The organism is Paraburkholderia terricola, assembly GCF_003330825.1.
GTDB lineage: Bacteria > Pseudomonadota > Gammaproteobacteria > Burkholderiales > Burkholderiaceae > Paraburkholderia > Paraburkholderia terricola.
This window is the reverse complement of sequence record NZ_CP024942.1, coordinates 1,134,104-1,155,008: the sequence shown is the minus strand read 5'-3', so window position 1 is coordinate 1,155,008 and position 20,905 is coordinate 1,134,104. Positions and strand designations below refer to the sequence as shown.

The window sequence follows — 20,905 nt, the reverse complement described above, 5'->3', positions numbered from 1 at the left end:
GCCTCTGCTTCAGATCACGCCGAGTTGACGGCCGACGCGCGCAAATGCATTCACGGCGCGGTCGATCTGTTCCGACGTGTGCGCTGCGCTCATCTGCGTGCGGATGCGTGCGCGGCCTTTGGGCACCACCGGGAACGAGAAGCCGATCACGTAGACGCCTTCCTTCAACAGCGCATCGGCCATGTTCGACGCGAGTTGCGCGTCGCCGAGCATCACGGGAATGATCGGGTGTTCGCCGGGCACGAGCGTGAAGCCGAGCGCGTTCATCGCGCTACGAAAATGCGCGCCGTTTTCCCGCACGCGGGCGCGCAGTTGGGCGCCTTCTTCGCTTGCCAGCAGTTCGAGTACTTTCAGCGACGCGGCGGCAATGCTCGGCGTGAGCGTGTTTGAAAACAGATACGGACGCGAACGCTGCCGCAGCAATTCCACGATCTCCCTGCGCGCCGCGACGTAGCCGCCCGATGCTCCGCCCAGCGCTTTGCCGAGCGTGCCGGTGAGGATGTCCACGCGCGACAGCACCCCGCAATGTTCCGGCGTGCCGCGCCCGTGTTCGCCGACGAAGCCCACCGCGTGCGAGTCGTCGACCATCACCAGTGCGCCGTAGCGGTCGGCGAGATCGCAAATCCCGGCGAGGTTGGCGATGATGCCGTCCATCGAGAACACGCCGTCGGTCGCGATCAGTTTGAAGCGTGCTCCAGCGGCGTCGGCTTCTTTCAGACGGGCTTCGAGATCGGCGAGGTCGTTGTTTTTGTAGCGTAAGCGCTTTGCCTTTGAAAGCCGCACGCCGTCGATGATGCTCGCGTGATTCAGCTCGTCGCTGATGATTGCGTCGTTGTCGTCGAGCAGCGTTTCGAACAGGCCGCCGTTCGCATCGAAACAGCTCGAGTAGAGGATGCAGTCGTCGGTTTGCAGGAACGCGGCGAGCGCGGTTTCGAGTTCCTTGTGCACGGTCTGCGTGCCGCAGATGAAACGCACCGAGGCCATGCCGAAGCCGTCATTATCCAGACCCTGTTTCGCGGCTTCGATCAGGCGTGCGTCGTCGGCCAGGCCCAGATAGTTGTTCGCGCAGAAATTCAGCACGTCGCGGCCGTTGGCGAGCCGCACGTCCGCCGATTGCGGGCTGGCGATCACGCGCTCGTTCTTGTAGAAGCCGTCGGCGCGGATCTGCTCGAGAGTGCCACGCAGATGAGCGAGGTAAAGGTCACGCATGAACCAGACTCCTGAGAAGTGGAGGCGCCCGCGTCAACGTATCGTGCAGGTTCGGCACGGGGCGGCCTGTTATAGTCTGCTATCAGTTTTACCGGATATTTTCGTTTTTTCGAACTAAAATCCGGTATATCGAACAACTCTAAACGATGGGTCAGCAAATGGCAAGTTCGGGTATCCGCCGTGCCGCGGCCAACGCGGCGCCTACCGCCGGTGCAACGTCCGTCGCGGCGACCGCGGCGCCGCCGCGCGTCGGCGAGCAGATTCAGCGTCTGCGCGCCGAACGGCGCATGACGCTCGACGATTTGTCGCGCGCGGCCGGTGTGTCCAAATCGATGCTCTCCGAGATCGAACGTGACAAGGCTAATCCAACCATCGCGGTTGCGTGGCGTCTGACCAATGCGCTCGGCGTCAGTCTCGATTCGCTGTTCGCGCCACAAAAGGCGCCCGAAGCGATCGCCGTCTCCGGTCCGCATGACATTCCCACCTTGAGCGGGCACGACGCCAAATATCAGTTACGTGTGTGGGGGCCGATCGAACTGGCCGGCAAGTTCGAGTGGTACGAGCTGACGCTGCAGGCGGGCGGAGCGCTAGTGTCGAATGCGCACGAGCCTGGCACGCGCGAGCATCTGACCGTGCTGCAAGGATCGATCGAGATCGAGGCCGCGGGCACGACGAAGCGGCTCAAGTCAGCGGACACCGCGCGCTATGTCGCGGACGAGCCGCATGCCATCCGCAATGCGGGAAAGGGCGAGGCGAAAGCGCTGCTGGTGGTGATTCACGGCTGACTCGCGGATGCGCCATTGGCGTGCGTCGGCGGAACCGCGCCGTCGGTCGGAGGTTGCGTCCGTCACTGTATATTTGTACAGTACAGGGTATCGACTGGAGCCGACAATGAACGACCTGACAACCGACCATGCCGACCACGCTCTGGCCGCGCTGCGCTATCAAACCGCGGCGCGGGATCTCGAACGCATCGTGCGCAATATCGCCGCGCGCTACATCGTGCAGCAGGTGCCGCTCACCTGGCGCTTGCTGCATGCAGTCGAAGCCGAGGCGCTGGCGGATCTCGGCTTTGCAAGCCGGCACGACGCGCTGATGCTGGGCCTCTTTCAACGGCCATCCGATCTGCCTTACCCGGAGACGGACGAGGCGGTGGACTTCGGCACATCCACCGCCTTGCCTGCGGTATTCGCGTTCGCCGTCTCCGCTTATGAAGAAGCAGCGCGTCGCGCAGCGCAACCGCCTGCCAAAGACGCGCCTCTGAAACGCGCGCGCGCTTGGGGCGACTGAATGCTGCGTTTTTGACCGGTTGCCATCTACCCGCGCAACGACGGAAGAGCAGCTCATGTCGCCTCCCCATCTGTCTGATCCGGTTCCGCGCCCCGCGCCTTCCACCGATCTTTTCGATCAGAAGCGAGAGGACTGGCGTCGTGACCCGCAAATCGCTTTCGACGCGTGGCTCGCCAAACAGCATTTCAGACGCTCTTCCGCTGAGGTCTATCAGGCTCAATGGGGGCTTTTTCTCGACTGGTTGAGCGTGCGGCAAAAGAATTTGACTAGCGTCGATACGCAGACCATTGCGGACTTCGTCGCCAGCCTCGACATCCGCAAACCGCAGCGCGTCCGGTATTTGCGGCTGATCGAGCGAGTGCTCGATCACGTGAGCGAAATCGAAACCGCGTCGACCAATCCGGCGCGCTTCATTGCTCAGGATGGCGAAGCGGCATGGCGAAATGCCCGGGACAACGAACCCACCGGTTTTCTGAACCATGCCGAACGGGCCGCGCTCGTCGCGCATCTGTTTTCGCCGTTGCCGGCTTTGTCCGCGACGCAGCGCCGGAGAGCGCGGCGTGACCGCGCATTGATCGCCGTGTTTCTCGGCGGCGGGCTCAAGACGGGCGAAGCTGCGGCGCTAACGATGAGTTGCGTGAGGGGCGGGTCGCCCTGGGTGAGAATCGAGTCGGCCAATCCCATGCTGATGCGGCGCACTCGCCTCGCGCCGTTTGCGGTGGCCATTCTGGACGCATGGCTCGCCGAGCGGCGTTTGTCCGACTTAGCCGGGAACCTGGTTTTTCCAGCGTCGTCGTGTGGGCGGCCCATGCATAAAGCCACCATGCTGCGCGCGGTCGACGCATTGATCGACGCAGCCGGAATCGCGAAATCGCGGGTGTCACGAGCGAGTCCGCAGACCTTGCGCAATAGTTTTGCCGCGGATCTGTTTGAGAGCGGTGTGGAGGCTGAACTGGTCGGGCAATGGCTGGGCTTTGTACAGGCGGTTTCGGCGAACCGCTTGTATCGTGCTTGGGAAATATGGACGGATCAGCAGGATTCGTTAAACGTGAATGAGCCGGATCCCGCATCCTCGCCATTACCGGCACCCAGGCGCGATGGGCGTTTGACGAGGAAAGCGGCAGCGCGCAAGGCCTGAAAGCCCCACGCCTTGGCTCCCGAATTTCCTCACCTTTGACGATTTGTCCGCGATTGCATCACATGAATCGTCATGCGGATGCCGCGATGGAACCCTTCGACAGGAATCGGCTAACCGCCTCCAGCCTGGAATCGCCCGGTCCCGATGAATGGTCGCATTCGGGACACTGCAATTCAAAGTGGCGATCCACTTGCGACAACTCCGGCTCGCCTTCCACACACTTCGGGCATCGCAGGGGCAATCTGACATGGCCGTCCGCTGCCGTGCCGATTGCCTTCAATTCGTCGTGTGTGAGCCGGCCCGCTTCGACAAGCGAACAAAGCAGGGTTGCAATTGCCGGATCGATGCCTTGCTGGCCGCGCAGCACGGCGACTTCTTTGGTCAACGCATCCACTTCGTCGGATTGCTCGCGCAATTGGGCATCGAGCCGGTCGCCGCGCGCCTTGGCCGCGGCGAGTTGTTGAATGAACTCGAACTCCTTGCGGCTCGCGTCACGTACCCCGGACTGATACGTCGCCGCCATGCTTCGCAATGAGTCGAGTTCGACCAGCATCGGTTTCACGCGCCGCTCGGCCTCGGTCACCGCGTCTTTGATCTGTTGCGCATAGTGTTCCGTGCTTTGCCGCAGTTCCATGTGCAATGCGTCGATCCGGTCACGCAGCGTCGCATTGGTCGCCAATTCATTATCAAGGCGTTGACGAAGCGTCTCGTTTTCCTGATCGAGTCGCCGCACCGTTGCCTGCAAACCTTCCTGGTGGGCGTTGCCATGCGTGGTCGTGCTGGATAGCTCGGCCTCGAGCGCGCGGACACGTTCCCATGCGGCCTCGGCCCGCATTTCGCTGCGCTGGATCGCTTCCTCCGACGCATGTTGTCGAATTTCCGCATCTCGCGCTCGCTGGTCGGCGGCGGAAAGTTGGGCGCGAATTTCCGCGCGTTCGTCGTCGAGCGCCGTGCGTGCATGGACAACCGCTTCTTCGAAGAGCGTGCCTAGCAGTTCACCGGCACGATCTTCCAGCGCTTTCGGGATGGCGCCGGCGCCGACCCTGACACGCGATACGTTGCGCAGGCGCTCCCAGAAATGGTCGATGTCTTTTGGAATATCGCTTGCGCTGCCGGTCTGGGTCAGATCGCGGACTGCGGCCATCGACGGACGGATGCCCAGATCGAAGAAAAGTCGCTTGCATGCATGCAGCGAAAGTTCTTGCCGTCGAGCCCCGGTATTTCGCATCGCTTCAAGCTCATTGCGGATGGCCTGCTTTTCCTCGTCCAGATTCATATGTGCCCCCGATCTTGCGTAAATGGGATGAATCATAACAATTTACGTAATATTTGCTACGTATTTAGCGCTAACCAACGCTGTGAGGCGAATTGCCCGGCTTTTGGGGTGAAGGTGGATTGATGGACTAGGCCTAACGGGGTTTTTCCGTGAAACAAAACGAAGAATAGCCGATAAGTCATTGTTGTATAAAAGAATTGATCCGTTTCCAAACGATTGTGCACTGTTTCACGGATCCAGCGCCGGGTGGTGGCCAGGGTCGATCTGTTCTGTCCATGGACACGCGGGGTAAAGCTAGAGAGTAATAAAAGTAAACACCCTTGAACCCTAGTTAAAGACGTTAACGCCACGGCAAACCCTTGCGGGACGGGCGTTCGCGCCCGATGAGGTGAAGCTTTTCGGGAGCCAGGGTGAGGTATCTCGGGACCGTTGAGTGATGAGGTTCGGGGGACTCGGTGAGCAGGTGCGGGACAGAACGTGAGCGAGTTCAGGAACCGCCTAAAAATGCCGGCTTTCCAAAGGTGAGGTTTTGCGGGAGCTGGATCTGGGAGACTGCCCGCCAGGGCTCGACGCTCGCCTGGAAGGGAGGAATGCCGAAGGTGAGCGCTTTCGGGACAGCCTTGTACGCCGGTTTTTACCCTCATTTCGATCCTGGCAGTGCGATTGGTGAGTCAAGACGGGAGAAAACGGGAGCCGGAGGTGAGACTTTACAGGGCTTGCGTGGTTTTTTTGCCCAGATTAAGGGCATCCAGGGCTTAAGGTGAGCGTTTGCGGGAGTCGGGCGGCGTATCGGGGATGCGGTTCAAATGGGAACATCGATGTCGCTACTGTTGTCGTCGCCAGAGGTGAGGAAATTCGGGAGGCAGTAAATCGCGTCGATTATCGGTCGGCGAAATCCTCTGGCTCGAGGCAAAAGGTGAGGTTTTTCGGGAGCTGTTGCGTAGCATTCTGATCGATCAGGTGAGTCAATACGGGAAGAAACTAGCTGCGATAGCTCGGAAAGGCGCGACGGAGGCCGTCGGAGAGTCCGGTCTTTATTGTCTGCCGGATTGCGATGGTGAGGTTTTTCGGGACTCTGGGGACAGCGGTTGATATCCAGAATTTCATGGAAAGGCTGCTTGAGGTGAGGATCTACGGGAGCGCCAGGCGAGATCTACGCCAATGCGGTTGATCCAAGCCCATGAAATCATTGAGAAATTGTAGCGATGTTCGTTGAGGTGAGGTTTTTCAGGAGCGTATCATTGCGCCCGGTTGGAACTTCAAGCGAAGGAAAGGTGAGGTTTTTCGGGAGGGTTTCTCGGCGGTTCACTTGCAACGACGGTCGGAAGGCCGCGCCGTTGCAAGGGCTGGCTGTGGATTAAGGTGAGCCTTTTCGGGAGCTTTGACGGCTGACTTGATGCAATCGCCTGGGCGCCCCGGTCAGTCCATGTGGCGACTTCCGCGCAAAGGATTTCAGGACCATTCATGCGAGCACGGTTTTCATGGCCGCGCGGCTGGCGAGCGGCATTCGCGCTCTGTATCGCCTTGCATTCTGATATGCCCATCTTGTCGAGCAGGCCGCGGTTGCAGGCGTGTCGCCCCTGCGTGCGATCTGCTGCCCATTGTTCAAAGCAGCAGCGGGCGTTCCCGCCGGCTCGGCACACGCGTTTCTTGCTCGGCGCACGAATTCGGACGCTGCTTGTCAGCGCGGTGGCGGTTCGACAGTGCGTTTTGCCGCGCTGCCGGTTTGCCCGTGCTCTCGTTCGGTTTGCAGACAATCCGAGCGGTTCTCTCCCTCCGGGCGGCGTGAATCAATCGGACTTTCACGTCAGGGTCGCGAAATATCCAAAATTTTTTAAGGTGAGAAGATTCGGGATTGGTTGGCTCCGGTTCGTTTCCCCGCCAAAATAGCGCCTATTTTCTCCAGGCCGCAGCCTGCAAGGATGGCCCGAACCTGGCGCCAGACGGTTGAGGTGAGGGTTTTCGGGAGCTACTCGAGGTGAGTTTCGCCTCGTAAACTTGCTTCACCCCGAACGGTGAGATTGGCGCTATAGACGCGTATCACCACAGTCGGTATGCTCTCGCCAAATCCCCTCCTCGATTCAGACGCATGGCCACGAAGCGCGCGAAGAAGACCGACGTTGTCAGCCCGAGCTCCGCCGAATTGCGCAAGGCCGTCGAGGCGATCGCGATTCAGCCCAAAAGCGGCAAAATCACGCTGCTTACCCGCAAGCTGTTCAACGTGCTGCTCGCCGTGGCACAGCAAGCCGACGAATCTGGCGACACTTACCGGGCATTGCTGTCCGACATCGTCGCGAATTCCGCATTCGACTCGAACGATACCGCGCTCGTCAAGGAGCACCTGCGGCGCATGGTGTCGGTACAGGTCGAATGGAGCACCGGCACGTCGAGTCAGAAGCCGGGCCGGAAATGGGGCATCTCCACGCTGATCGCCGACGCGGAAATTCTCGAAGATCCCACCACCCGCCGCGTTTGGGTGGAGTTTTCCTTCGCGCCGAAGATCAAGAAGAAACTGCTTGATCCCGTTCAATACGCGCGTCTGAGTCTCCAGTTTCAGAGCCAGTTGCGCAGTAGCGCGGGGCTTGCGCTGTATGAGATTTGCGTGCGCTACCTGACCAACCCGAGTCATCTGACCATGCGGGAATCGTGGGAATGGTGGCGCCCTATCCTGTCCGGCACGCCGGATACGGAGGCCGGTGACGAGGCGAAGCGCGAATACAAGTACTTCAAACGTGATTACTTGCGCCCGGCGATCGCGGAAGTCAACGCGGTTACCAATATCTTCGTCGAATTGATCGAGCACCGGGAAGGACGGCGCGTTGCCGAGATCCAGTTCCGCGTGACCGAGCGCAAGCAGCCCATGCTTGCACTCGATGAGCATCCGAATGTGTTCGACAGCACACTGGTCGACCGGATGGTGAAGATCGGCATCCCGCTGAAGGAAGCGCAAACGCTGTATGCCGATAGCGAGGAAAACCGTATTCGCGCGGCTTTGCAAATGACCGAACAGCGCATGCGCAGCACATCCTTGCCGCCTGTGCGCAGTGCGCCCGCACTGTTCAAGGACGCATTGAAAAAAGGCTACGCGCCGCCGGTCGAGGCACTGCCGTCGGGTGGCGGCAAGGCCGCGATGACTGCGCCGGCCGACGACCTCAAAGCCCGGCTGCTTGGTGAATACTCGGCATACCGTCGCAAGGAAGCACGCGAGCTGTACGACGAGCAGGGTGAGTCTGAGCGGGAGATCGCGCGACAGTCGTTTGAAGAAGACGAGCTGCCGGGGCTCGGCACGCACATGCGCGACGACTGGCGCCGTCGCGGCCTGGACTCGAAGATTGTCGAGACGGCATTCTTCGACTGGCTGGCGCGCAAGACCTGGGGCGAGCCGACCGATGGCGATTTGCTCGCCTTTACGCTAAGTCAATCGCGCGCGGCGTAATCATTCATTGAGACGGCGGACACGATCATGTGCCGCAGTATCGTGTTCCGCGCTCATTCCGGCATCTCTTACTTCAGCATCTTTTCGATCTGCCGGAGGATGTCGTCGCGCTTTTCGCGCGTGAGCCCCTTCAGTCGCAATTCGATTCGATCGTCACCGTACGATTTGAGATCGCCCACCGAAACGCCCCCAAGCTTGATTTCGAGACGTTGAGCATAGCGTTGCCGGCCCGCCGGTTTGCTGCTTTCCTGGGCGGTGGCTCGGCCCTTCACGATGTCGGCGACTTGCCGCGTGCTAAGGTCATCGGAAATGATTTTGTTGATCAGGCGCAGCGTTGCATCGGCGCCGCGAGCGGTGTGATAGCGACCCACCTGATACGCCATGTTCGAGCCAAAACGGTCAGGCCGCGCGACCATTTCATGCATGACGGCCTCTGGCAACTTGGCGATCGACAAGGCAACGGCAACGGTCGACTCGTCCAGTCCGAGATGTTCGGCGAGCTCCTTTTGGCTCTGGAAATGCCGATCATCGAGAAAGCGTTTCCATACGACTGCGTTGTCAAATACCGTCTGCGAATCGCGTTGGACGTTGAGGTCATAACCAAGCTTATAGCTCTGGATCCCGATCGGCAGGTCGATGACGACCGCCTTGACCGATTCCTTGTTCGCTTCTTTCAGCGCCCGCACGCGCCGCCCTCCGTCGCTGACGAAGTAGGTGCCGGGATTGTCGTAATCGGGAATGACGTGAATCGCCTGCTGCTGCCCCTGCCTTGCGAGATTGACGGCAAGCTCGGCAATGGACGGCTTTAGGTAAAAATGCCGGGGATTGAAGGGGCTCGGCTTGATCGTTTTGAGCGCGAGGTCGATTACCTGGCCTGGCCGATAGCCATGCTCGATTCGCCATGCGCGATAGGCTGCGGACTCATTGGACACCTCGTCAGCGTCGATTTCTACGTCGCTTTGCGGCACGACCGGTGAAACTGGGCGCCCCGCTGCCTGGTTGCCCGTCGGGCCGTTCTTGACCAGACCGTCGATTGCATTCAGACGGTCGAGCGCGGTTCGTTTTTCGCTGCTGGTCGTGTCAGGACGTGCTTGAAAGCCTTTGGCGAATTGGGAGGGTTTCATTCAGGGTCCTTTATGCGCATAAATTCACGGGAGCAGGGCGGCGATCTCGTTGGCGCACGCCCGTACTTCGATGGCGGCGAGCTTGGCACCGCGATCGTTCATTTGAAGCACTGTCTGCCCTAACGCCATTGCCTGCTTGTAGGCCTCGCGTGTCGGAATCTGGGTTTTGAGTAACGGGAATCCAAGCTCTTCCAACGCACGCTTCAGTTCGCGCGTGAGCATCCGTTTCTCTTCCGTCTTGTTGAGCAGAAAGACCGCCCGGAGGTCCTCGTTCATTACTTGAGCTTGCTGGACCAGCTTCACCAATCCAACGCTCGACCAATAGTCGGCAGGCGATGACGACGTCGGAATTACCGCGACGCTAGCTGCGAGCAATACGACGCCAGAGACTTTCTCTGTGATAGAAGGTGGGCAATCGACGACGATGATGTCGTAGTCAGCGACGAACTTCTTGATCTCGCGATGGATCTGGCTACCGGCCTCGGAAAGATTGACGACCGGAAACGGGATGCCGGTGTCGCCGTCTGACGATGCACTGGCCCAATGGATCAGCGTGTTTTGACCGTCTGCGTCTACAACGAGGACGCGTTTCCCTTTCTCATGGAATGCGGCGCCCAGGTGCATCGCGATTGTGCTTTTCCCGACTCCTCCCTTCTGCTGAGTTACCGCGATGATTTCTGCTGCCAATCTTCACCTCCTCTTTTTAGACGCAAATGGATTTTACCTGGATGAATTGGCATTTCAATCAATTTGTGTAAACGCGAGAAGAAATAGCCATTTGGCCTAGGTTTATGCGCATAAAGGTGGTCGGGCGATTAGACTCCCCTTTGCGACGATCCCGGTCCGGCGCATACCGGCGGGCTGGGCGGTCAATGCGTTAAGCCGCGACACTGCGCGCTGTGGGCGCGCCGCTTAGGGCTACCGCATGTTGTGTGTGGGCGAGGCGACGTTTGATTGATGTTCGTTGACGGTGCACTTCCTGGGCGGCCTCATATCATTGCCGCGGCCTCTAACGCGCGCATACACCGCAAGGGTTCGCGCGGGGAGCTTTATGCGCATAAAGCTCCGGACGAAGAGATTGTTTGCCCGTTCGCTTGTGCTGGATCGGCTGCTGCATATCGTTGCGCCAACAGGAAGGTCTATGGCTCAACGCGTAGGCGAACGCCATAAGGGCGCTGATAGCAACTCGGTGATGACGCTGACGTGGAAGCCGTCCGCGATCTCCTACTAGGAATGCCCAACCCCGTCCTCATCGGAAACCCCCGCAAGCGCTTTATGCGCATAAACCGTGGATATCCCAACGATGTTGAGGCAGCCAACTTGCCAACGGTCGCAGGTGGGCGCGAAGCCGGCGCTTCAGCTCGGCGCTAAAACATAAAGAAAAGGCCACGGCTCCATCGATCCATCCGACGCCACGCCAAACAACGCATGATCACCATCTACCACGACCCCCGCTGCTCAAAATCGCGCGTCACATGCGACTTCGTCGCCAGCACCTACAACACCGCCAATGAGGGGTGATCGAAGTCATCGAATATTTGAAGCAGCCGTTAACGGTCGCCCAACTGGCGCAACTCAACGCGCAATCGGTTGTACCGTCCGCAAGGTGATTCGCGATTCCCACTCCGTCGACGAGCAAGAGCGCATTCGACTGCCGCTTCCCGCTTCGAGGAACGGATCCCAGATCGCCCATGCTTCAATTGCGCCTCGCTGAAGCGGCGCGCGCGTCGCGGGCGGCAGAAAGACCGGCTGGACGTCGCTGTATTTCACGCCGCTCTTCTGTAGTGCTGAGACGAGTAACCAGTGAACATCGGAACCTTTGTTGAGCGCGATTTTCTGTCTTTCGGATCGGCCTGCGTTTTGATCGGCGTCTCTCGATGCACAAGAATGCCTTCGGCACGCGGTGTCGGAATCTCATAGGCGGTATAGACGAAGTTTGGGCCGGCTACCTGCGCAAACACCGCCGGCGCCTCGCCGACATAGCCGAAGCCGATGGCGCCCACGTTCAGTCCTTCGAGCAACTGCGGTCCCGCAGGAAACTCGGTCCACCAGATGGTTACGTCGAGAGGCACGAGCCGCTTTTCGAGCGTGCCGTGCGAGTTCAGCAGCACAGGCGTATTGGCGGCTTTCCGATAGCCGATGCGAAAATCCTTCGTGGACAGTCGTCGGCAAAGACGGAAGGGGAGATGGCGGGTAGGGCGGCAGCGGCTAGCGCGGCACCCCACGCCGGCGATAAACGAACGGCGCGTGAGCAGCGAATGATGGGACATAAAAATGCTCGTCAAAAAAAACGAGCGCAAAACGGTCCGACTGGCCGCGACGATAATTCGTCCGCAAGCCTAGATGAACGACAAATTCGCATAAGCAAATCATGTCCATGGACGGAACGAGGAACCTGCTGGTGCGCGGTCCACCCGTATCGGTCCGGACCCAGCTACACGGTCGCCAGATTGCTGCTTCAAGCAGAACGTCCTTTTCAATACGCTGCGGTGAGCCGTTGGCCGCGCTCACGCTCACCGCAACGCGGTGAACCCGGCTGCTGACGCTGGCATGACGCATGACCGGAGACGGCATTCGGCGCGAAAAAAAAATGCTGTCGATGGCCGGTACGCGTGCTCACCATCGTCGCCAGCGGCGGTCACAAACAGCGCTGATAGTTGCCGGCATCCGCACGACGATTACCGAGGTCGCGGCCGACGCCCCAATGCCGCTGATTCTGTCGGCTTCGCTGACTCCTGCCGCACACGGCTGGCTGCCGGCTCGGCGCCCCTCCGCATGACCATCACCCCAGTCGCGACGGCCGGCATCGTCGCACCGGTGGTCGCCAACCCGACATGATCGATCCAGCGTTCTGAACGATGCGAAAACTTCCAAACTATGCGAAAACATTTCGGGTTTCTTCAAAAAGCACGACAAATACTCGTGCGCCCGATATACAAACAAATCATGCCCACCGCTGGCCTTACCGCGCCGCGCCGATTGCGAACCGTGCTGAACCCGACAGCACAGCACCAGCCCCCGCCGTGGCAGGAATTGACGCCTGGCTGTCCATTCCGCATGACCCGCGCCGCTTACACTGCAGCCCTGTACATGAGCGTACGACCCGTACCTCACTCCCTAGTCACGCGGAGCCATCATGCTTGAACTGAGACCATCGTGCGAAGGATGCGGCAAGTCACTGCCGCCGAACGCCTCCGACGCAATGATCTGCACGTACGAATGCACGTTCTGTGAAATGTGCGCGCTCACCAGGCTGCGCAACGTATGTCCGAATTGCGGCGGCAATTTCCAGCGCCGGCCGATCCGTACCCGCGAGCAACTCGCGAAACATCCGGCTTGTACCGAACCGCATCCCGTCTCCATCGACGAAGCGTCGCACGCTAGTTTCTTTGAACGCTATCGGAGCGCGCCGCCCGGCGAGCGCTAAAAGAGCCTGCGTTTGCGCCGCCAATTGCGTTCAACAGTCGATGATCAACACTCGATGCGCGGTCACGCACTTCAATCGTCACTACCCGTAGAGTCCGGCGTCGCAATCCCGCTCATCGAACGCGCCGCTACACGCAACAGACGGATCTGCTTGCGGTAATTGCGACAGCCGCTGCAGGTCGGCAGATGCAGCCGGATCGCCACCCATTCGCCGGTTTTTAGAGGACGGTCGAGCGCGTCGGACAACAGGCGCGTGATGTTCTTACACTTCCCCATTCGCATCCTCCCTCGACAAACCCTTTTCGCTCAGACAAGTGCGTAAGCGCAGCCGCGCGCGGTAGATCAGCACGCTGCAATGATTGGCGGTCATCTTGAGTTCCGCGCAGATCGCCTCGGTCTCCAGGTCGAGAAATTCGCGCATCATGAACACGCGTCCGATGTGTTCCGGCAGATGTTCGAGACACATCTCGAACAAGGTCCAGAACTGCTGCTGACGCAGCGCGGTTTCGGGCGTGGGCCAGGGCCGCGGCTTGGTTTCGCTCGACCAGTGGCCGTTGTCCTTGAACAGTTCGCGATCGAGCAGCGCCTCGCCGTCGAGTTCAGACTCCAGCGCGGACAGGTTCACCGTGCGTTGCCGTGCTCGCAACGTGTCGACGAGCTTGTGACGCAGGATGCCGAACACCCAGGTCTTATGCTCCGATTGCGCGGCGAACCGGTCGGCTTGCGTCCATGCGGCGGCGAGCGCTTCCTGCACGGCGTCTTCGGCGGCGGCGGCATCACGCAATTGCAGTCGGGCGAAGCGAACCAGGTCGCGCCGCAATTGCGTGAGATAAACGGGATCGTCGAGCGCCGGCCCATTTATACGCGCCATGACATGCTCCACGGCCGGGCATTTCTTGTTGAATCGTTGCGGTTCATAAGGGGGTGCTTTTGCTCGCGCGTTCTCCGGGATCGTGCGCCATTCTCCCGCACGTCCTTGCACAAGCGAAACGGTATCGAGCATATTCCCGCCGACAAGCGCTGACCGATGAGCTTGGTCGCGCCGGACGGGACGTTATGACAATCGAAAATAGATTATTGCGCAAATCGAAAAACGGGCGTGTGGGGCATACACACGTCAGCAGGCTGTAAGCGAAGCGGCCATTGGCGGGCCAGAGCGGCACCCCCAATCGATTCGGACGGGCGATTATTTCATTCCTTGAAAAAATGTCTTCTTGGCTTCGCGGTTTTTAGGCCGACGCTGAATCGCTATCCTTCGCTCATTCGATCGCCCAGATCGCGAACCCAATGCCAAGGAGTAGCACCATGAAACGCATTCTTTCCGCCCTGATCGCTTCGGTTGCTCTGTTCGCCGCCGCCTCCGGCGCAGCTCACGCCGCCGCTCCCGCGCAATGCAACGGCCCGGCATCCTACTGCAATGTGTTCTTCGGTAACTGATCCGGCCGGCTGCGCGCTGCACGGACGCTCGTCCGGCGCGCAGCGCTAGGATAAGAAAGCCTTGGAAGAAGGGCGCCGCTATCGGCGCCCTTCGTGCATTCAAGCCACCGTGGAGCGAAATGCGACGCTGCCCTACGCAGCAAGCGCCAGCCCGCGACGCCTCGCGGACTCGCCCGACACCGCGCAAGAACAGAGCAAAGAGATAGAGAGCGCTCCCACGAGACACGACGCCGCGAGCGGGCTGAAGCAACAGGCGCGCCCGTCTCGTAAATGCGCCTAACACTCGTCCTCTAACGTGTTACAGTGGGCCAACAGCCTGCAGTTCTCCTGCGCGCCTCGCGCAGTCACCGACGCAAACGTCCCTCGCCACGGCGCCCTGGATCGAGCAGGTCCCTTCCTCCTACCTGGTTTGCAGTGCCGTCAGCCCGGCCCAACTGACGCGGCTGCTGTTCACACGCACCCGTCGCTCACATTGTTTTTGCAGAAGCGCCGCAATCCGGCCGGCGTTACGCCACTGCGACACGGTTCACGAAAGCCTTTACGGAGATCCGCACATGAGCAATACGATCAGAAGTTACCGCGGCCTTGAGATTTATCCGCTGGTTTATCCGCACCAGCCGAGCGGTCTCGATCGCGTTCGCCATTACGATGCGGGCTTCGATGCGGCCGTGCGAATCAGCCGGCGCGGAGCCGACGACACGGTGACCGGCAGCCGGGTGTTTCGCGTGCCGAGCCGTTCGCCTTTCGGCGCGGCCGGCGACGCCCGCATTGCCTCCGCCAACTACGCTGAACAGGTGATCGACGGCATGGTAGCCGGCCAGTCGATCGCCGGCCTTTGATGCGCGCGACAATGGCAAGTCCCGTTTCCAGGCGCTCCCAGAGCGCGCCGCTTCCCGCTCTCACAGGCCGCGCGAACTATCAGGTGACGGCGTCGTCACGCCGTACCTCGAGCGGCACGGTGCCGACGCTCAAAGTGCTCCGCTTGAGCGACGAACGGGTGATCTACCCGTTCCAGGGTCATGCGGATATGCCCTTTTTCGCCGAAGCCGGCGCGGCGCAGTCCTATGCGGAAGCCTATGGCTGGCAGCTTGTGGATGGCGACATCGCGGTTCCGGAGTGAGCGCGAACGCCCGCGCCTGAACCCGGCGGCAGGCGCCTGCCCTGGCGTCCCGCGCGCAGCATGCATGTCTTGCGGTTTCATCGATCCCGCGTCGCACGCAGCACACTCGCGCGGGGTCATCGCCGCTCAGATTTTTCCGCCGCCGTCCATGCCGTGTCCCTGACGCCATACTTCCTTGCCGCGTTCGGACAGCTCGCCGCTGCTGTGCGTTGCATCCGCTTGCGTATCGTCGACGGCCATGTCGCCGCCGGGCTGTTCCTGCGACCGCTGCTTCTGCTTCTTCCGGGCCGCCAACGCTTCATCGTGCGACTTACCCGCGTAGTCCGTAGTCATCGTGGGTTCCTCCATTGAGTGGCTTACCGCAACCATCCAGCAAGCGCCGTTCTTGCCGCGCGCCCATCCGCCGCCGATCGAGCCATTTGCCTCGAATCGTCCAACCCCGAAAGCACGCTTGATTGACAAGGCAAAAGTACGAGTTATCCACAAGGTTATTCAGTAAATCTGTGGATAACTTTATCGGCAGCGGGGTTATCCACCGGTGGTCTTGCAGGACACTTCCCGCGCCGTCAACAACGCGCCTTTTTTGCCCTTGGCGACGTCATCCGGCGCGGCTTTGCCTATGATGGACAGTTCATCCCTTTCGCGCGTCAAGCGCCTTTCGTTGAGGAAGTGAACATGGCCTATCACATCGCAGTCGTCGTCGGCAGTCTGCGCCGCGAGTCGTTCAACCGCCAGTTGGCGCAAGCCGTGGTGTCCCTCGCGCCGGCCGATTTCACGTTCGAATTCATCGACATCGGTTCGTTGCCGCTTTACAGCCAGGAATACGACGCCGACTACCCCGAGGCCGGCAAGCACTTGAAGCAGCGCGTCGAAGCCGCCGACGGCCTGCTGTTCGTCACGCCCGAGTACAACCGCTCGATACCCGGCGTGCTGAAGAACGCGATCGACTGGGCATCGCGCCCGTGGGGCACCAATTCGTGGGGCAACAAGCCCGGCGCGGTGATCGGCACGTCGGTCGGCGCGACCGGCTCGGCGCTCGCGCAACAGCATCTGCGCAATGTGCTGGCGTATCTCGACGTCGCGACGCTGGGTCAGCCCGAAGTGTTCATCAAGCACGACCCGGCGGTCATCAACGAAAAAGGCGAGATCCTGAACGACGGCACGCGCAAGTTCCTGCAGACCTTCGTCGACCGTTACGTCGCGTGGGTCAAGCGGCATACCGCCGCCTGACGATTCCGCCAGCGCCGGACCCGCCGTTGACCGATGCGGCGGCGTTGCCGCACCTCAGGCACGCCGCCGCGACCGCCTTCCCTATACGTGGTGATGCCCCGTCACCCGTTCCCAGCCGTGGCGCACGGCGAGCTTGAAGCGCTCCCACGTGCTTTCCGTCGACGTGGTTTCCCAATGACGCCGGGCCTCCGGCTCGATGTCGTCCCACGGCCTGTCGCGGAAACGCATGTCGTTGCCGATCTCCGCGCCATAGCGATAAGCGGGCACGTAGTCTTCGTAGCGCGAATTTTCGGCTGCGTATTGCTCGTCGTAGTGGTTGCGGAAGTCTTCCTCGTATTCCAGATATTCGTTCGGAACCTGGCCGCCCAAACCGGCGGTCGGCTGATCAGCGTTAGGGACGACTTCCGACGGACGCATGACCGCGCCCGAACCGGGCACGGAACCGGCGGCGATCGCGCTGCGTCCCGCGTCGCCCGTCAGCGGCTCCCTGACCGGCTCGTTGACCGGGTCCGCCGTCGGCCGTTCGTTGGGCGGCGGCGGCACGAACCGTTCAGCCTCGGTACTGCGCGAGGGCGAGGTGTACATCGGATCGGCCGTCGATGTGGACCGCGCGGTGCTTCCCGGCATCGCTTCGCCGGGCGTCGTCACGCCGGGCGCGGCCGCGCCCGATGCGTTCGGTGTACGCTGCGCGCCACGCGCCGCGGTGCCGATGCCCAGTTCGTCGAGCACCGAATGCTCGCGCGCGGCCTCCGGTGACACATCCTGATCCGGCGAGCGTTCGCCGACGTCGGTTGCGCCGAGCCGCCTGAACGTGTTGCGGGCGAGTTCCGCGTGCGATTCGCTCGCCGCGTTCACGCAGACCAGCACGGCGCCGCGCCGAACGGCTTCGGCGTAACGCGACTTCTCCGCCTCACGCGAACCGCTTGAGAACAGGCTGGACAGAAAGCGTTCGATGTTAGCGAGCACGCCCGAGCCCGCGACTTCGCCGGTGGCCGATCCGACGGACGGCCCCTCGTTCGCCTGCAATTCGATGGTGTCGCGTGCGAAGCCGGTTTGCACGAGCGTGTCGCGGGCGGCTTCCGCTTGAGAATAGGTGTCGAATAAACCAATCACGGCGTGTCGCATGGCTGTCTCCCGACATATTGAGGCGAGCGGCGGAACGCGCCGCCCTTCTATTTCCTCTGCCTTGCAACGATCGTGCCGGCATCTGCCGATGCGGCCGCGCGCCCGCTGTGAGCCCGCCGATCAATATGTCGGGCAAATGGGCACGCCATGCCGCTTCCGCGCTTTTACAACGCCCGGTAAATGGCGCTAGCGCCGGCTCGAGCCGGTTCTATGGCGCCGGATGCGGCGCCGGATCGGTGTCCGGTTGCGCGAGGTCGCGCTGGATCGCTTGCAAAAGCTGGTCCAGCAACGCGATATCGAACGGCTTCGACAGCACTCGCACGTTCACATGACGCGCGCGGTCGAGTTCTTCCGCGTAGCCGGTCATCAGAATGACCGGCAGCCGCGTATCGAACGCGAGAACGGCTTCCGCGAGATCGATGCCGTTCATCTTGCCCGGCATGTGGATGTCCGACAGCACGAGATCGAACGGCAGCGGCTCGCCGGTGCGAGCCTGCTTCGCATGCGCGTCGTCGAACAGACGCAGCGCCGTATCGGCGTTGAAGACGCAGGTGACCTGGTGACCCATCATCTGCAGTAAAGCTTCGGTGCCCGCGGCCACCTCCTCGTTATCCTCGACGAGCAGAATGCGCAAGCCATGCGGCGCGCCGCTGTCCTCGGCGCGCGCTTCGGCCGGTCCCTCGGCTTCCGGCTCGGCCGTGGCGCGCGGCAGATAGAGACGCACCGAGGTGCCCGCGCCGACCGCGCTGTCGATCGCGGCAAGGCCGCCCGAGCGCTCGCAGAACGCGAAAACCTGCGGCAGCCCGAGGCCCGTGCCCATGCCCTTGGCCTTGGTCGTGAAGAGCGGCTCGAAGGCGCGCGCAAGCACGTCGGGCGCCATGCCGGCGCCGGTGTCCTCGAGCGAGAGTTGCACGAAGTCGCCGGTCAGCGGAAAGCCGTCTTCATGACGGAAATGGAGGTTGGTGGCCCGCACGGTGAAGCGCCCGCCGTTGGGCATGGCGTCGCGCGCATTCACGGCGATGTTGATCAGCGCCAGTTCGAGCTCCGCCACGTCGACGCGCATCGGCCAGATGCCGGCGGCGACGTCGATCACCAGCGAAATCTTCGCGCCGAGCGACGCGCGCAGCAATTCGCGGCAGGCCGGCAGCCAGCGTTCGAGCGCCAGCGTCTCGTTGCGCAAAGGCTGTTTGCGGGCGACGCCTAGCAATTGCCGGGTCAGCGACTGACCGCTCTTGAGCGCCCGCTCCATCGCCGACAGTTCACGATCGAGGCCGGGCGCGCCGCGCCGCCGCGCGATCTGCAGGTTGGCCGAGACGATCATCAGCAGATTGTTGAAATCGTGCGCGACGCTGCCGACCAGCGTGCCGAGCGCTTCCATCTTGCGCGATTGCCGATACGCGGATTCGATCGAGCGGCGCATCGACGCTTCGGCCTGCCAGCGCTCCCACGCTTCCTCCTCGGCCCCGAGGCGCCGCAGCGACAGCCAGATCACGCACCACAGCGCGATCGACGGCGTGAACAGCGACAGCAGCAGCACGCTCAGATGCCGGTACCACGCCGCCCAGATCGCCGACGCGCGATAGCCGCACAGCACGTACACCGGATACGAACCGACGTGCCGGTAAGCGACGATCAATTTCTCGCCGTCGATGTCGGAATGCGTGCGCACGACGCCGGCCCGCCGCCCTTGCGCGAACGCTGCGGCGAGCGGCGATTGCGCCGGCATGGCGCTCGGCTCGCGCGGGCTGCGCGGATAGTGAGCGAGGATCGCGCCGTCCATGCGCACCAGAGTCATCGTCATGGCCATGCCGTCGCTGCCGCCGAGCAGTTCGCGGTAAAACGCGCTGAAATAGCTGGGCCGCAGCGCCACCGAGACCATGCCCGCGAACGCGCCGTCGGCGCCGCGCCGCTCGACGCCCATGTTGAACACCTGTTCACCGGCGACGTGCCCCGTCATGACCTTCGACACGTGTTCGAGGTCGCGCCCGTCGCGAATGCCGGTGAAATCCTCGCGCCCGGCCACCGAGAGCGTCGGCACGGGATAGAAACGGCTGCTCGCGAGCAAGCGGCCATCGCGCCCGAAGATCGACACCGCGGCCACCTGCGGATAGCCGCCGCCCATCACGCGCAGCTTCTCGTGAATGTCGGCCTCGCGCGCGCTGATGCCGTCGTCGTCCAGATCCTGTGCGAGATCGACGATGCGCGAGTCGAGCGTTTCGTTCATGTCGAACACCTTCAGCGCATGTTCTTCCGCCACCCGCACCGTGCGCAGCGCCATGTCGGTGGCGTCGGCCTCGCGCGCGCGGAAGTCGCTGAACGCCATGGCCGCGACATACACGCACGGCAACACGATCGCGGCGATCAGAAGCGCGATCAGGGTGAGGCGCCGCACCTGGAAGTTCTGTTCCGGCACGGCGGGGAACAACGCCTCGTCCTGCCGGTCAGCGGAAAGGCGGCTCGCTTGAGACGGGTCGAACCGGTCAGGTGTCATTTTTCGATCGTGCTAAATGCGTTCGGCGCGAGGAGGCGGTGAGTCGGCATGATACGAGAAGCATAGACGCGCAACGGCGGTAGAAGTTACCGCGATGACCCAGCATGCATTCGGTCCGCAGCTATTTGTCTGTTTTTTTAAACAGTGACGAATCGGGAAGCGCAAACGTACACAAAAGTATAAATATAAAAAATTGGCATCCGATGCTAATAAAATATGTTCAAAATTCGCTTGAAGCAGGAAAAAACGATTAGCGAACATCGAATTGTCGTGTTGCCTTTCCGCTGATTTGCTTCGAAAATCGACGCCACGATAAAAAATGCGCCCGCCATGTTCGGACGCATCTGCCGCGAGGGCCGCCGCACCATGCGTACAACGCGTGAGGGAAGGCGTTCGCGGAAACACGCGCGCGGCAAGAGACCATCCGATCCATCGAGCCGCGCGGGATTCCTCTACGGGGTAGGCTTCGAACATGCCGGTCATCGCCGTCGTCCACCGTGCGCGCACGCATCCCTGCATGCCCGACGGTTCCGCCATGCGCATCCCGCCGCACGCGCGCCCCGCTCGCCCGCAACGTGCATTCCCGCAAGCCGCGGCGCATCT

The 20,905-nt window shown here is 61.5% G+C and carries 20 protein-coding genes and 1 pseudogene; 10 read left to right on the top strand and 11 right to left on the bottom strand.

Going from position 1 to position 20,905, the window contains the following annotated elements:
- Positions 1-9: 9 nt before the first annotated feature.
- Positions 10-1,209, bottom strand: a complete 1,200-nt coding sequence (locus CUJ90_RS23775; RefSeq protein WP_114164059.1) for a glycine C-acetyltransferase — start codon at positions 1,207-1,209, stop codon at positions 10-12.
- A gap of 146 nt (positions 1,210-1,355) precedes the next feature.
- Here CUJ90_RS23775 and CUJ90_RS23770 point away from each other — a divergent pair, with 146 nt between their 5' ends.
- From CUJ90_RS23770 to CUJ90_RS23760, 3 genes are all read left to right on the top strand, one after another.
- Positions 1,356-1,994 carry a helix-turn-helix domain-containing protein gene (locus CUJ90_RS23770; protein WP_073429636.1) on the top strand — a complete coding sequence of 213 codons (639 nt, stop codon included), beginning with the start codon at positions 1,356-1,358 and terminating at the stop codon, positions 1,992-1,994.
- A gap of 106 nt (positions 1,995-2,100) precedes the next feature.
- Entirely contained in the window at positions 2,101-2,499 is a 399-nt protein-coding gene (locus tag CUJ90_RS23765) for a DUF2471 family protein (protein ID WP_114164058.1), read from the top strand.
- 55 nt (positions 2,500-2,554) lie between these two features.
- Positions 2,555-3,637: a tyrosine-type recombinase/integrase gene (locus CUJ90_RS23760; RefSeq protein ID WP_114164057.1), complete on the top strand. Its 1,083-nt coding sequence runs from the start codon at positions 2,555-2,557 to the stop codon at positions 3,635-3,637.
- A 70-nt stretch (positions 3,638-3,707) separates the two neighbouring features.
- On the opposite strand, the gene CUJ90_RS23755 is transcribed toward CUJ90_RS23760, so the two are convergent.
- Positions 3,708-4,913, bottom strand: coding sequence for a DNA-binding protein (locus CUJ90_RS23755; RefSeq protein WP_083081870.1), 1,206 nt, complete (start codon positions 4,911-4,913; stop codon positions 3,708-3,710).
- A gap of 2,089 nt (positions 4,914-7,002) precedes the next feature.
- Between CUJ90_RS23755 and CUJ90_RS23750 the strand changes: the two genes are divergently transcribed.
- Positions 7,003-8,349, top strand: coding sequence for a replication initiation protein (locus CUJ90_RS23750; protein WP_073429640.1), 1,347 nt, complete (start codon positions 7,003-7,005; stop codon positions 8,347-8,349).
- 68 nt (positions 8,350-8,417) lie between these two features.
- Here CUJ90_RS23750 and CUJ90_RS23745 read toward each other — a convergent pair whose 3' ends face one another.
- The 3 genes and pseudogenes from CUJ90_RS23745 to CUJ90_RS23735 form a co-directional block, all read right to left on the bottom strand.
- Positions 8,418-9,473 carry a ParB/RepB/Spo0J family partition protein gene (locus CUJ90_RS23745; RefSeq protein ID WP_083081871.1) on the bottom strand — a complete coding sequence of 352 codons (1,056 nt, stop codon included), beginning with the start codon at positions 9,471-9,473 and terminating at the stop codon, positions 8,418-8,420.
- A 24-nt stretch (positions 9,474-9,497) separates the two neighbouring features.
- The gene (parA, locus tag CUJ90_RS23740) at positions 9,498-10,160 is read right to left on the bottom strand and encodes a ParA family partition ATPase (protein ID WP_073429642.1); all 663 of its coding nucleotides are present in this window, start codon (positions 10,158-10,160) and stop codon (positions 9,498-9,500) included.
- 919 nt (positions 10,161-11,079) lie between these two features.
- Positions 11,080-11,743 (bottom strand): annotated as a pseudogene (locus CUJ90_RS23735) (twin-arginine translocation signal domain-containing protein); the annotation flags it as partial.
- A gap of 287 nt (positions 11,744-12,030) precedes the next feature.
- Between CUJ90_RS23735 and CUJ90_RS32495 the strand changes: the two are divergent.
- Together CUJ90_RS32495 and CUJ90_RS23730 are read left to right on the top strand one after the other, a co-directional pair.
- Positions 12,031-12,252 (top strand): hypothetical protein, encoded by a 222-nt coding sequence (locus tag CUJ90_RS32495; RefSeq protein ID WP_152035382.1) that lies wholly within the window; start codon positions 12,031-12,033, stop codon positions 12,250-12,252.
- Positions 12,253-12,609: 357 nt separating this feature from the next.
- The gene (locus CUJ90_RS23730; protein WP_114164056.1) at positions 12,610-12,900 is read left to right on the top strand and encodes a DUF1272 domain-containing protein; all 291 of its coding nucleotides are present in this window, start codon (positions 12,610-12,612) and stop codon (positions 12,898-12,900) included.
- Positions 12,901-12,971: 71 nt separating this feature from the next.
- Here CUJ90_RS23730 and CUJ90_RS23725 read toward each other — a convergent pair whose 3' ends face one another.
- Positions 12,972-13,181: a zf-HC2 domain-containing protein gene (locus tag CUJ90_RS23725; protein WP_176035781.1), complete on the bottom strand. Its 210-nt coding sequence runs from the start codon at positions 13,179-13,181 to the stop codon at positions 12,972-12,974.
- A complete protein-coding gene (locus CUJ90_RS23720; RefSeq protein ID WP_083081874.1) occupies positions 13,162-13,770 on the bottom strand; it encodes an RNA polymerase factor sigma-70 in 609 nt (202 codons plus the stop codon). The genes CUJ90_RS23725 and CUJ90_RS23720 overlap by 20 nt, the downstream gene beginning before the upstream one ends.
- Before the next feature lie 434 nt (positions 13,771-14,204).
- Here CUJ90_RS23720 and CUJ90_RS33630 point away from each other — a divergent pair, with 434 nt between their 5' ends.
- From CUJ90_RS33630 to CUJ90_RS33770, 3 genes are all read left to right on the top strand, one after another.
- Complete coding sequence (locus tag CUJ90_RS33630) at positions 14,205-14,336, top strand: hypothetical protein (RefSeq protein WP_257030615.1); 132 nt, start codon at positions 14,205-14,207, stop codon at positions 14,334-14,336.
- A 554-nt stretch (positions 14,337-14,890) separates the two neighbouring features.
- Positions 14,891-15,175, top strand: a complete 285-nt coding sequence (locus tag CUJ90_RS23715; protein ID WP_073429646.1) for a hypothetical protein — start codon at positions 14,891-14,893, stop codon at positions 15,173-15,175.
- Complete coding sequence (locus CUJ90_RS33770; RefSeq protein WP_073429647.1) at positions 15,175-15,456, top strand: DUF6723 family protein; 282 nt, start codon at positions 15,175-15,177, stop codon at positions 15,454-15,456. Before CUJ90_RS23715 ends, CUJ90_RS33770 begins: the two co-directional genes overlap by 1 nt.
- Positions 15,457-15,582: 126 nt before the next feature.
- Here the strand turns inward: CUJ90_RS33770 and CUJ90_RS23705 are convergent, their stop codons facing one another.
- Positions 15,583-15,789, bottom strand: coding sequence for a hypothetical protein (locus CUJ90_RS23705; RefSeq protein WP_114164055.1), 207 nt, complete (start codon positions 15,787-15,789; stop codon positions 15,583-15,585).
- Positions 15,790-16,131: 342 nt separating this feature from the next.
- Between CUJ90_RS23705 and CUJ90_RS23700 the strand changes: the two genes are divergently transcribed.
- Positions 16,132-16,686, top strand: a complete 555-nt coding sequence (locus CUJ90_RS23700; protein ID WP_073429734.1) for an NADPH-dependent FMN reductase — start codon at positions 16,132-16,134, stop codon at positions 16,684-16,686.
- Positions 16,687-16,767: 81 nt separating this feature from the next.
- Here the strand turns inward: CUJ90_RS23700 and CUJ90_RS23695 are convergent, their stop codons facing one another.
- The 3 genes from CUJ90_RS23695 to CUJ90_RS32490 all read right to left on the bottom strand — a co-directional run bounded on the left by CUJ90_RS23695 (position 16,768) and on the right by CUJ90_RS32490 (position 20,785).
- Positions 16,768-17,811 carry a hypothetical protein gene (locus CUJ90_RS23695; protein ID WP_114164054.1) on the bottom strand — a complete coding sequence of 348 codons (1,044 nt, stop codon included), beginning with the start codon at positions 17,809-17,811 and terminating at the stop codon, positions 16,768-16,770.
- Between the two features lie 208 nt (positions 17,812-18,019).
- The gene (locus CUJ90_RS23690; protein ID WP_114164053.1) at positions 18,020-20,302 is read right to left on the bottom strand and encodes a hybrid sensor histidine kinase/response regulator; all 2,283 of its coding nucleotides are present in this window, start codon (positions 20,300-20,302) and stop codon (positions 18,020-18,022) included.
- A 12-nt stretch (positions 20,303-20,314) separates the two neighbouring features.
- Entirely contained in the window at positions 20,315-20,785 is a 471-nt protein-coding gene (locus tag CUJ90_RS32490; RefSeq protein ID WP_152035381.1) for a hypothetical protein, read from the bottom strand.
- Positions 20,786-20,905: the final 120 nt, after the last annotated feature.

What these genes read in the sequence shown, in the direction of transcription:
- CUJ90_RS32495 (WP_152035382.1), top strand. Translation starts at nt 12,031, where the DNA reads ATGACCGGAGACGGCATTCGGCGCGAAAAAAAAATGCTGTCGATGGCC.
- CUJ90_RS23725 (WP_176035781.1), bottom strand. Translation starts at nt 13,181, where the DNA reads ATGCGAATGGGGAAGTGTAAGAACATCACGCGCCTGTTGTCCGACGCG.
- CUJ90_RS23715 (WP_073429646.1), top strand. Translation starts at nt 14,891, where the DNA reads ATGAGCAATACGATCAGAAGTTACCGCGGCCTTGAGATTTATCCGCTG.
- CUJ90_RS23720 (WP_083081874.1), bottom strand. Translation starts at nt 13,770, where the DNA reads ATGGCGCGTATAAATGGGCCGGCGCTCGACGATCCCGTTTATCTCACG.
- CUJ90_RS23775 (WP_114164059.1), bottom strand. Translation starts at nt 1,209, where the DNA reads ATGCGTGACCTTTACCTCGCTCATCTGCGTGGCACTCTCGAGCAGATC.
- CUJ90_RS23755 (WP_083081870.1), bottom strand. Translation starts at nt 4,913, where the DNA reads ATGAATCTGGACGAGGAAAAGCAGGCCATCCGCAATGAGCTTGAAGCG.
- CUJ90_RS23705 (WP_114164055.1), bottom strand. Translation starts at nt 15,789, where the DNA reads ATGACTACGGACTACGCGGGTAAGTCGCACGATGAAGCGTTGGCGGCC.
- CUJ90_RS23760 (WP_114164057.1), top strand. Translation starts at nt 2,555, where the DNA reads ATGTCGCCTCCCCATCTGTCTGATCCGGTTCCGCGCCCCGCGCCTTCC.
- CUJ90_RS23690 (WP_114164053.1), bottom strand. Translation starts at nt 20,302, where the DNA reads ATGACACCTGACCGGTTCGACCCGTCTCAAGCGAGCCGCCTTTCCGCT.
- CUJ90_RS23765 (WP_114164058.1), top strand. Translation starts at nt 2,101, where the DNA reads ATGAACGACCTGACAACCGACCATGCCGACCACGCTCTGGCCGCGCTG.
- CUJ90_RS33630 (WP_257030615.1), top strand. Translation starts at nt 14,205, where the DNA reads ATGAAACGCATTCTTTCCGCCCTGATCGCTTCGGTTGCTCTGTTCGCC.
- CUJ90_RS32490 (WP_152035381.1), bottom strand. Translation starts at nt 20,785, where the DNA reads ATGACCGGCATGTTCGAAGCCTACCCCGTAGAGGAATCCCGCGCGGCT.
- CUJ90_RS23750 (WP_073429640.1), top strand. Translation starts at nt 7,003, where the DNA reads ATGGCCACGAAGCGCGCGAAGAAGACCGACGTTGTCAGCCCGAGCTCC.
- CUJ90_RS23770 (WP_073429636.1), top strand. Translation starts at nt 1,356, where the DNA reads ATGGGTCAGCAAATGGCAAGTTCGGGTATCCGCCGTGCCGCGGCCAAC.
- CUJ90_RS33770 (WP_073429647.1), top strand. Translation starts at nt 15,175, where the DNA reads ATGCGCGCGACAATGGCAAGTCCCGTTTCCAGGCGCTCCCAGAGCGCG.
- CUJ90_RS23695 (WP_114164054.1), bottom strand. Translation starts at nt 17,811, where the DNA reads ATGCGACACGCCGTGATTGGTTTATTCGACACCTATTCTCAAGCGGAA.
- CUJ90_RS23745 (WP_083081871.1), bottom strand. Translation starts at nt 9,473, where the DNA reads ATGAAACCCTCCCAATTCGCCAAAGGCTTTCAAGCACGTCCTGACACG.
- CUJ90_RS23700 (WP_073429734.1), top strand. Translation starts at nt 16,132, where the DNA reads ATGGCCTATCACATCGCAGTCGTCGTCGGCAGTCTGCGCCGCGAGTCG.
- CUJ90_RS23730 (WP_114164056.1), top strand. Translation starts at nt 12,610, where the DNA reads ATGCTTGAACTGAGACCATCGTGCGAAGGATGCGGCAAGTCACTGCCG.